7 protein-coding genes are annotated in these 8,652 nt (G+C 46.8%); 1 reads left to right on the forward strand and 6 read right to left on the reverse strand.

Features of this window, described 5'->3' with window-relative positions:
- The coding region (locus PGX78_RS04305; protein ID WP_270445531.1) for an acyl-CoA dehydratase activase-related protein at positions 1–2,932 on the forward strand (2,932 nt) is incomplete at its 5' end.
- Between the two features lie 53 nt (positions 2,933–2,985).
- Here PGX78_RS04305 and PGX78_RS04310 read toward each other — a convergent pair.
- The 6 genes from PGX78_RS04310 to PGX78_RS04335 all read right to left on the reverse strand — a co-directional run.
- Positions 2,986–3,660 (reverse strand): metal-dependent hydrolase, encoded by a 675-nt coding sequence (locus PGX78_RS04310; RefSeq protein ID WP_270445536.1) that lies wholly within the window; start codon positions 3,658–3,660, stop codon positions 2,986–2,988.
- A gap of 28 nt (positions 3,661–3,688) precedes the next feature.
- Entirely contained in the window at positions 3,689–4,822 is a 1,134-nt protein-coding gene (locus PGX78_RS04315) for an amidohydrolase (RefSeq protein ID WP_270445532.1), read from the reverse strand.
- On the reverse strand, positions 4,815–5,750 hold the full coding sequence (locus PGX78_RS04320; protein WP_270445533.1) for a S66 peptidase family protein: 936 nt from the start codon (positions 5,748–5,750) through the stop codon (positions 4,815–4,817). Before PGX78_RS04320 ends, PGX78_RS04315 begins: the two co-directional genes overlap by 8 nt.
- On the reverse strand, positions 5,750–7,330 hold the full coding sequence (locus PGX78_RS04325) for a peptide ABC transporter substrate-binding protein (RefSeq protein ID WP_270445534.1): 1,581 nt from the start codon (positions 7,328–7,330) through the stop codon (positions 5,750–5,752). Before PGX78_RS04325 ends, PGX78_RS04320 begins: the two co-directional genes overlap by 1 nt.
- Positions 7,327–8,286 (reverse strand): ABC transporter ATP-binding protein, encoded by a 960-nt coding sequence (locus PGX78_RS04330; protein WP_270445535.1) that lies wholly within the window; start codon positions 8,284–8,286, stop codon positions 7,327–7,329. Before PGX78_RS04330 ends, PGX78_RS04325 begins: the two co-directional genes overlap by 4 nt.
- A partial coding sequence (locus tag PGX78_RS04335; protein ID WP_333523896.1) for an oligopeptide/dipeptide ABC transporter ATP-binding protein occupies positions 8,277–8,652 on the reverse strand: 376 nt, incomplete at its 5' end. The genes PGX78_RS04335 and PGX78_RS04330, both read right to left, overlap by 10 nt.

Raw genomic sequence — 8,652 nt, forward strand, 5'->3', positions numbered from 1 at the left:
CCTGAATAAATCGATTCAGGAATTTTCCGAAGCGGCTTTACTGGCGGAAGAGCCCATCGATTTGGGATCTCGTTGTACAGTCTTCATGAACTCCAAGGTAAAACAGGCCCAAAAAGAAGGTTCCACCATGGCCGATATTTCAGCCGGCCTGTCCTACTCCATTATAAAAAATGCACTCTACAAGGTTATTAAAGTAAAAGACCCCTCAAAGCTGGGAAAACACATTGTCGTTCAAGGCGGCACCTTCTATAACGACGCCGTATTACGTGCCTTTGAACAACTTCTGGGTCGCCGGGTCATTCGTCCCGCAATTGCCGGCCTCATGGGTGCATACGGCATGGGTCTCATTTGCCGTCAAGCGTATCAGGAAGATGCGACGCCGTCTACTCTATTGGATGTAGCGGGTATTGATGCTCTTCGTATTGACACGACAATTCGCCATTGCGGCTTATGTACCAATAATTGCCTGCTTACAGTCAATACCTTTAACGACGGTCGTTCCTTTATTACCGGTAACCGATGTGAACGCGGTGCTGCCGGTTCTTCGGCCAAAAAGGTAAAACACTTGCCTGATTTATACAAGGTAAAATACAACCGCCTTTTTGCACATTACAAGCCCGTAAAAGGAGCGCCTCGCGGCACCGTGGGAATTCCGCGGGTCCTGAACATGTATGAAGATTACCCTTTCTGGTTTACCTTCTTTACACACCTAGGCTATGAAGTCGTCTTATCCGACCAGTCCACTAAGGAACTCTTCCAGAAAGCGATGGATACAATTCCGTCAGACTCGGCATGTTATCCGGCTAAATTGGTTCACGGCCATATTGAAAACTTGTTGGAAAAGAAGGTGGATCGCATCTTCTACCCCTGCATCCAACACGGACCGTCCGAAGGCAGTAAGGATAACAACTTCAATTGTCCCATGGTCATGTCTTATCCGGAAGTAATTAAGCACAATATGGACGAACGTCTGGCAATTACACAGACCCCTTTTATCAGTCCGTTCCTACCTTTGCACGACAAAAAACGAATTATAACCAGACTGTCAGAGGAACTAAAATCTTGGGGTCTGTCCGGCCATGATATCAAAAAAGCTGCCCACGCAGCTTGGGATGAGGAAGAGAAGTTCAAGTCCGACTATTACGAATTAACCAAAAAGACGGTGGAAAAACTGGAAAAAGACGGAGACAGAGCCATCGTCTTGAGTGGGCGTCCTTATCATCTGGATCCGGAAATCAACCACGGCATCCCCGAACTCATCAACAGTCTCGGTCTTGCCGTCCTTACAGAAGACGGCGTGGCTCCCTTGGGGTCTGCACCCGATTCGTTGCGCGTTGTCGACCAATGGTCCTACCATTCTCGTTTGTATAGGGCCGCCCAATATGTAGCGGAACATAAAAACCTGGAGCTAGTAGAACTTAACTCCTTCGGTTGCGGCTTGGACTCCATCGTTGCCGATCAGGTACAGGAAATTCTGGCAAACGCCAACAAAATCCACACGTTGTTAAAAATCGACGAGGGTTCCAATCTCGGAGCCATTCGCATTCGCTTGCGTTCCTTGTTATTCGTCATGAATCACCGCAAAATGACTCGAGTAGAACACACCAAGCCTTATTCGTATCATAAGGCTGTTTTTACAAAGGAAGACAAGAAAACGCATACTATCTTGGCCCCTGAAATGACACCTATTCATTTCCCTCTCTTCAAAGCAGCCTTTGCACACGAAGGCTACAAGATGGAACTCTTGCCCCACCAGGGTCAAGAAGCTATCGACACGGGACTTTCCTTCATTCATAATGATGCCTGCTATCCGGCCATCATGTCTCTCGGCCAGATAATGACCGCCTTGAGATCGGGGAAATACGACTTGAACCGCACATCGGTCATTATTTCCCAAACAGGCGGTTGCTGCCGTGCTACCAACTATATCGGTATGTTGAGAAAGGCTTTAGCCGACGCAAATATGCCTCAGATTCCTATCATTTCATTAAATACGAAAGGATTAAACGAACAGCCGGGCTTTAAACCGTCTCTCGGTTTCTGGCATAGACTTTTACAAGGTGTTATTTACGGCGATACATTGCAACAAGTATTGTATCGCACGAGGCCGTACGAAAAGGTACGCGGGGCAGCCGAAAGTCTCTTTAAAAAATGGCAGGAAAAGCTGGCCGTCGATTTGAACAAGGCGGACAGAAGTACGTTCGTAAAAAATATCCGTCAAATTGTTGCGGACTTTGACAGTCTCCCCATTTGGGAGGATATTAAAAAACCCCGCATCGGTATTGTCGGAGAAATTTACGTTAAGTTCCATCCTATAGCTAATAACCAGATCATTAAACTCATTGAGGAAGAAGGCGGAGAAATAGTCACTTCCGGTTTAGCCGACTTTTTCTACTACGGTCTATTGGATAACAATTTTCGACACAAATATTTGTCCGGCTCATTCTGGTCCGCCTTGGGCGGCAAAGCGGCAATCAAGCTTCTCGATTGGTATCGTAAGCCTTATGCTGAAGCCGTCGCTGCCAGCAAACGTTTCGACCCCGTTACCTCTATTTACGAAATTGCCGACGAAGCTAAAGAATACCTGTCTCTCGGCCACGTAGCCGGCGAAGGCTGGTTCCTTACAGGTGATATGATTGATCTTATCCACAGGGGTGCTAAAAATGTCGTTTGCCTGCAACCTTGGGCTTGTCTTCCCAATCATGTAACAGGTAAGGGTATGATTAAGACCTTGAAATCGGCTTTCCCCGAAACGAATATTGTAGCTATCGACTATGATCCCAGTGCCAGTGCAGTCAATCAGACAAACCGATTGAAACTTATGTTAACAACAACTTTTGAGAGCATTCGACAACCGTCAGCTGCAGCTGAGGAAAAACCGGTATTACCCTTTATACCCGGAGTCCACATTAACGGTTCTTTAAACAAATAAGGTATAAGTAAAACGGCTCATCTTTTTAAGATGAGCCGTTTTATCATACTCCGTTATAATATTATTTTCATTCCCGGTTTTACATGCAACCCTTCTTGCCCGTATTCCTTATATAAACGATCAACAAATTCCAGGGGATCGCCCTCAATAATCGGCCATGTCCCGTAATGAACGGGAATCGTAACATCGGCTTTAACATAGGATGCAGCCAATAAGGCATCGTCCATTCCCATGGTAAATCGGTCGCCTATAGGTAAAAGAGCATAGTCAATAGGCCCGAATCGATTCAATAGACCCATGTCACTGAAAAAAGCCGTATCACCTGCATAATATATATTTTTTCCAAAAAAATTAATGAGAGCTCCTGCCGCATGACCTCCGGCTACGCCGGAGCCGTGAAAAGCCGGGACAAGGCGTATACAGCCGAAAGGATAATCCGCCTTTCCGCCTAAGTGCAGGTAATCGCTCCGTAGCCCGTCTTTTTCAGCCAACTCTTTAACTACTTCCGGTGTCGAAATAAATAAAGCATCGTTAGCCTTACCGATACATCCGCTATCACCGTAGTGGTCGTTATGACCGTGACTGACGAAAATATAATCACAGCGAATATCATCTGCCTGTGCTATCTGCCAAGTATTTCCTGTAAAGAAAGGATCGACAACCAGAGCCGTTTTTCCCGCTTTCAGCATAAACGCCGAATGACCGTAATATGTTAACTCTACCATAATATGTACCTCGTTGGGCTATAAACCCGCCCTATCGTTTTTCAAATAAAACTTCTACGGCTACGGCCGCCATAGCCTTAGCTCCCGTAAGTGCCTGTATATAAGCAAAATCGCTGTTGGCCGCTGTAGCAAACTCAGGTGTATGGGCATTAATATGATAGCCGATAGCGATTTCCGGTTGAGCTGCACGCGTCACATGACTTACGTTACCTACATCAGTAGACCCTTCCGCATCCTCTTCTTCATAAACGCCGAACTCCTCATGCAGGGCATTGAACGCTTCAATAAAATATACATTCAGAGCCGCATTGTTAATCATGTTCTTATACAAAGGTTCATAATGTTCCGTTTCCACAGGCGTATGATGGTCCTTTGCAACCTCTGCCGCCAATTCTTTAATCTGCGGCAACATGACATCCTCTAAATAATCCGTATCAAGAGCCCGTACGGTTGCCTTTAACGTAGCCCTGTCAGGTACAATATTAGGTGCCGTACCGCCTTCCGTAATAATACATCCTAAAAGGTGCGGCTTGTCGAAGGTCTCTTCCAATTCCTTTAACCGTTTGTAAAAATCGACCAAGCTGTCCAAAGCATTAAGACCCTTATATTCCTTATCCGCCACATGGGCCGCCTTCCCTATAAAGGTCACCCGCAGGGGATGGGTTGCATATGACGTACCTCCGATCATGGTCCTGTCGGACGGATGAATAATCAAGGCTGCCGTCAAATCATCGAAGAGGCCTTTTTGAGCCATATAAACCTTACTGCCTTCCGTTTCTTCCGCCGGACAACCATAGAGATGAATCGTCAGTTCCTCTGAACAACATTGAGCTGTCGCCACGGCCGCTACCGTACTCATGGCGGCAATTAAATTATGACCGCACGCATGCCCCAGTTCGGGCAAAGCGTCGTATTCCGCCAAAAAACCGATATGTACAGCCCCCGACCCCTTGACGGCCTCGAAAGCTGTCGGAAAGCATTCCTCAACAGGATTGGTTACCGTAAACCCTTGGCGAGAAAGAATATTTTTTAATTCTGCCGCCGCCTTATATTCCTTCTTTCCTGTTTCAGGATGTTCATATAAGGTTGTGCCGATGTGCCTTAATAATTCTTCATATTCATCGACAGCATCCCATAGACGCTCTTTTAATTCTTTTTTATTCATCGTCTTTGCGCCCCCCATAGGTTATAGTCACACTATCACTCCGAACATCTACCGTACAATAAACGCCTAATGGTAGACAAAGATTATCTTCACCATGCCCTGCCGGAATACCGAATACTGCCGGCTTTTGCCAGCGGCGGGCATACTGACGAATCACTTCTTCAACTGTAAACTCACCATCTGCTTTTTCCGTCGGTATACAACGGTGAAACTCACCGAACAAAACAGCCGCCGCGCGCTCAATAAGTCCGCTTTGCTCCAATTGACGAAACATGCGATCCAGCGAGTAAGCTTCCTCTCCCACTTCTTCCAAAAAGAGAATCACATTATCTTCTTTGCAAGCATAAGGCGTACCGGACGTAACGGAAAGAAGCATCAGATTCCCTCCCCCCAGTCGTCCGCAAGCCCGCCCTTCCACCAAGGGTTGCAGCCCGGCGTTTTTTTCGGTTAATATCCGCTTCTTCCACGGACTTGTCAACATGTCTTTAAATCCTTCGCGTGTAAAGTCACTGCTTTTTCTTCCCAATGACAAAGCCATGGGGCCGTGTATAACAGCCATATCACACGCTTGTCTGAAAACGGTATGCAGAGCCGTTATATCACTGAAGCCGATAAACAATTTAGCATTCCTGCGAATAAGGTCATAATCAATGAGATCTAAAATCCGTGTCGACCCGTAGCCGCCGCGCAAACAAAGGACGGCAGCACACTCATCATCCATAAAAGCCGCCTCCAAATCCCTTGCCCGCTCCTCATCTCGACCTGCCAAATACCCCCATTGAGAGTCTACAAAGGGGCTTGCCTTTACCTTATACCCCCATTCACATAACAACTCTCTACAACGCTCCCATTCGTCGCTGCAATTATATGCCGCAGGAGCTACTACTCGAATCGTATCGCCCGGCTTTAACCCTGAAGGATAAAACATTATCTCACCTGCTCTTTATATGCATATTTAAAATCTATGAGTCCTAATGGCGACCAATGATACTCCTTAATACCGGGACGCACCACATAAGGCTGCGTCGTATAGTAAATCGGAATGATTACACAGTCATCAAACAACAGTTTTTCCGCCTCATGCATGAGTTCGTTCCGCCGTGTTTTATCATTGGTTTGCTGAGCCTCTTCAATGAGTGCATTATATTTAGGATTGTGATATTGCGCATCGTTGTCCTGGGCCGAAAAGACTTCCAAAAAGGTCATCGGATCATCATAGTCGGCAATCCACGAAGCCCGAGCAATCTGGTAGTCGCCGTTGGCTCTGGCCTCCATAAAGACTTTAGATTCCTGGTTACGCAAGTATACCGTAACCCCCAAGTTCCGCTTCCACATATCCTGCAGGCTTTCAGCAATAGCCTTATGCAACTCATTCGTATTATAGAGGACTGTAATTTCCGGTAAACTCTTATTCCCATACGCTTCCTGTAAAAGCCGTTTTGCCTCGGCAGCATCTTCGTACTGTATATCTCCACCGGCCTTTCTGAATTCATGCCCTTCCGAGTCGGAGATTTCGGGAGACACCAATGAATATGCCGGTTGTTTGTGACTACGTACAACGTGTTCTACTAAATTTTTCCGCTCAATAGCCTCGGCAAAGGCCCGGCGTACCCTTACATCATCAAAGGGCGGTACCGTCACATTGAATACGTAATAATATAGGCCCGAATACGGTGCAACTCGATATAACCCTTTTTCTTCCAACCGTGCTTCATCTGCCGGCGGCGGCTCTGTCATCATGTCTGCCTGGCCGCTTTCAACCATAGTCAATCTTGTAGCCTGGGAATCACTGATAGGAAACTGTAAGCTCTCTGTCCTTACGGCAGTCGCATCCCAATAATGTTCATTTTTAACGAAGTCTATTTCTCCTGAATGGATCCACGACGTAATGCGAAAAGGTCCGCTACAGGGAAAATCAGCCGTAGCTGCCCACGTGTCGGGATTTTTTTCAACAGCCTGCCGCGGTACGACATAAAAACAATGAAAGGCGGTCAAATTCAGAAAATAAGGTACGGGATTCTTCAATCGGACTTGTAAGGTACGATGATCCAGAGCTTTAATACCCACGTCTTCCGCCGTAGCTTTTTCGGAAAAATATTCTTCCGCCTTATCAATACAAAAGAGCATATATGCATTTTCCGATGCTTTCTCAGGCGATAAAACACGCAACCAAGAATACACGAAATCATCGGCCGTTATGGCCGTGCCGTCACTCCAAACGAGGCCGGGCCGCAATACAAAGGTCCAGGTTTTGCCGTCATCGGATACATTCCACCGCTCCGCCAAGGCGGGCTGCGGTACATTGTCCTTATCAAGACGAGTCAGGCCTTCAAAAATTTGGAGTTCCGCAATACTTTCAGGTAAAGAGGTAGTCATAGCCGGATCCAGATCGGACGGCTCCGCCTCCAATGCGTATACGACGGCCTTCTCCTGCCATACCCTCTCCTCACTACACCCGACAAGAACAAGGGCTATAAGACACATACATAGTACAACTATCCGCCTCATACAGCCCCTCCTTCTACATAATGACAAGCTATAACTCGATTATTTTCATATTTTTTCAAAACCGGGACTTCTATCAGACAACGACGATTCGAAAAAGAACAGCGAGGATAAAAAGCACAGGCCCCTTCTTCTGCCTTTTCTTCTGTAAGTACCGACACAATCGCCTTCTTACGGGACGGTTCCGCCTTCGGTATCGATTGAAGCAACAACTTTGTATACGGATGTAGCGGCCGCCTGTAAATATCTTCACTACATCCATATTCGACGATACATCCGCCGTACATAACCCCTATATAATCGCTCATATAATAGACAACCGACAAATCATGAGAAATAAAAAGATACGATAAGTCTCGTTCTTTTTGCAATCGTTTCAGCATGTTAATAATCTGAACCTGTACGGATACATCAAGAGCCGATACGGGTTCATCACAAAAGATACACTCCGGATTCAGAGCCAGGGCTCTGGCGATTCCGATTCGTTGTCGTTGTCCCCCGCTAAACTCGAACGGATAGCGATGAGCCGCCTCTTTGGGAAGTTCTACTTGTTCCAAAAGCTCGGCAGCTTTCTGCCGCCGCTGTGAAGCTGTGCCGATTCTATAATTATAAAGAGGTTCACTGATAATGTCCTCTATGTTCATGCGCGGATCCAAGGATGAATAAGGGTCCTGGAAAATCATTTGTACATTTCGTCTGAATTCCTGTGCCGTTTCAGGCAGTAAGACATTATGGCCTTTATAATAAATCTCCCCGCCCCAGGTTCCGGCAAGACCGAGTACTGTTTTAAGAAAAGTGGATTTACCGCAACCGGATTCGCCGACGAGCCCGACTGTCATACCTCTCAATATGCCCAGGGAGACATCCAGAACAGGCGTAATGGTACGGACCGGCTTACCGAAAATATTCCGTTTCGTCACAAAGTCCTTGCGCACGTGCCGTGCCTCTATCAGATACATGAAGACGCACTCCTTTCAGGGCTATACAGCCAGCACGCCACCCTTTGTCCCTTTTCCAGATCAAATGTAGGCGGTTCCAAGCGTTCACAAATGCGCATGCCGTCACGACAACGCGAAAAAAAGCGGCAGCCCTGCGGCAAATGGAATAAGTCCGGGGCCTGTCCTCCTATTCCTTTCAATACCTCCCCCTTATCATGTAAAGCCGGTAGGGACGATAAAAGGCCTTTCGTATACGGATGGGCCGGTTCGTCAAAAAGTCGTTCTGTCGTTGCCTCCTCCACGACGGTACCGGCATACATGACATAAACTCGCCGACACATACGGGCAATAATGCCCAAATTATGAGAAATAAGGAGTACGGCCATA

The organism is Megasphaera sp. AF13-6AC (assembly GCF_027685385.1).
In the GTDB taxonomy this organism is placed as follows: domain Bacteria; phylum Bacillota; class Negativicutes; order Veillonellales; family Megasphaeraceae; genus Megasphaera; species Megasphaera micronuciformis.

Excerpts from the sequence above, each read along its gene's own strand:
- PGX78_RS04315 (WP_270445532.1), bottom strand. The coding sequence starts at position 4,822 with ATGAATAAAAAAGAATTAAAAGAGCGTCTATGGGATGCTGTCGATGAA.
- PGX78_RS04320 (WP_270445533.1), bottom strand. The coding sequence starts at position 5,750 with ATGTTTTATCCTTCAGGGTTAAAGCCGGGCGATACGATTCGAGTAGTA.
- PGX78_RS04330 (WP_270445535.1), bottom strand. The coding sequence starts at position 8,286 with ATGTATCTGATAGAGGCACGGCACGTGCGCAAGGACTTTGTGACGAAA.
- PGX78_RS04325 (WP_270445534.1), bottom strand. The coding sequence starts at position 7,330 with ATGAGGCGGATAGTTGTACTATGTATGTGTCTTATAGCCCTTGTTCTT.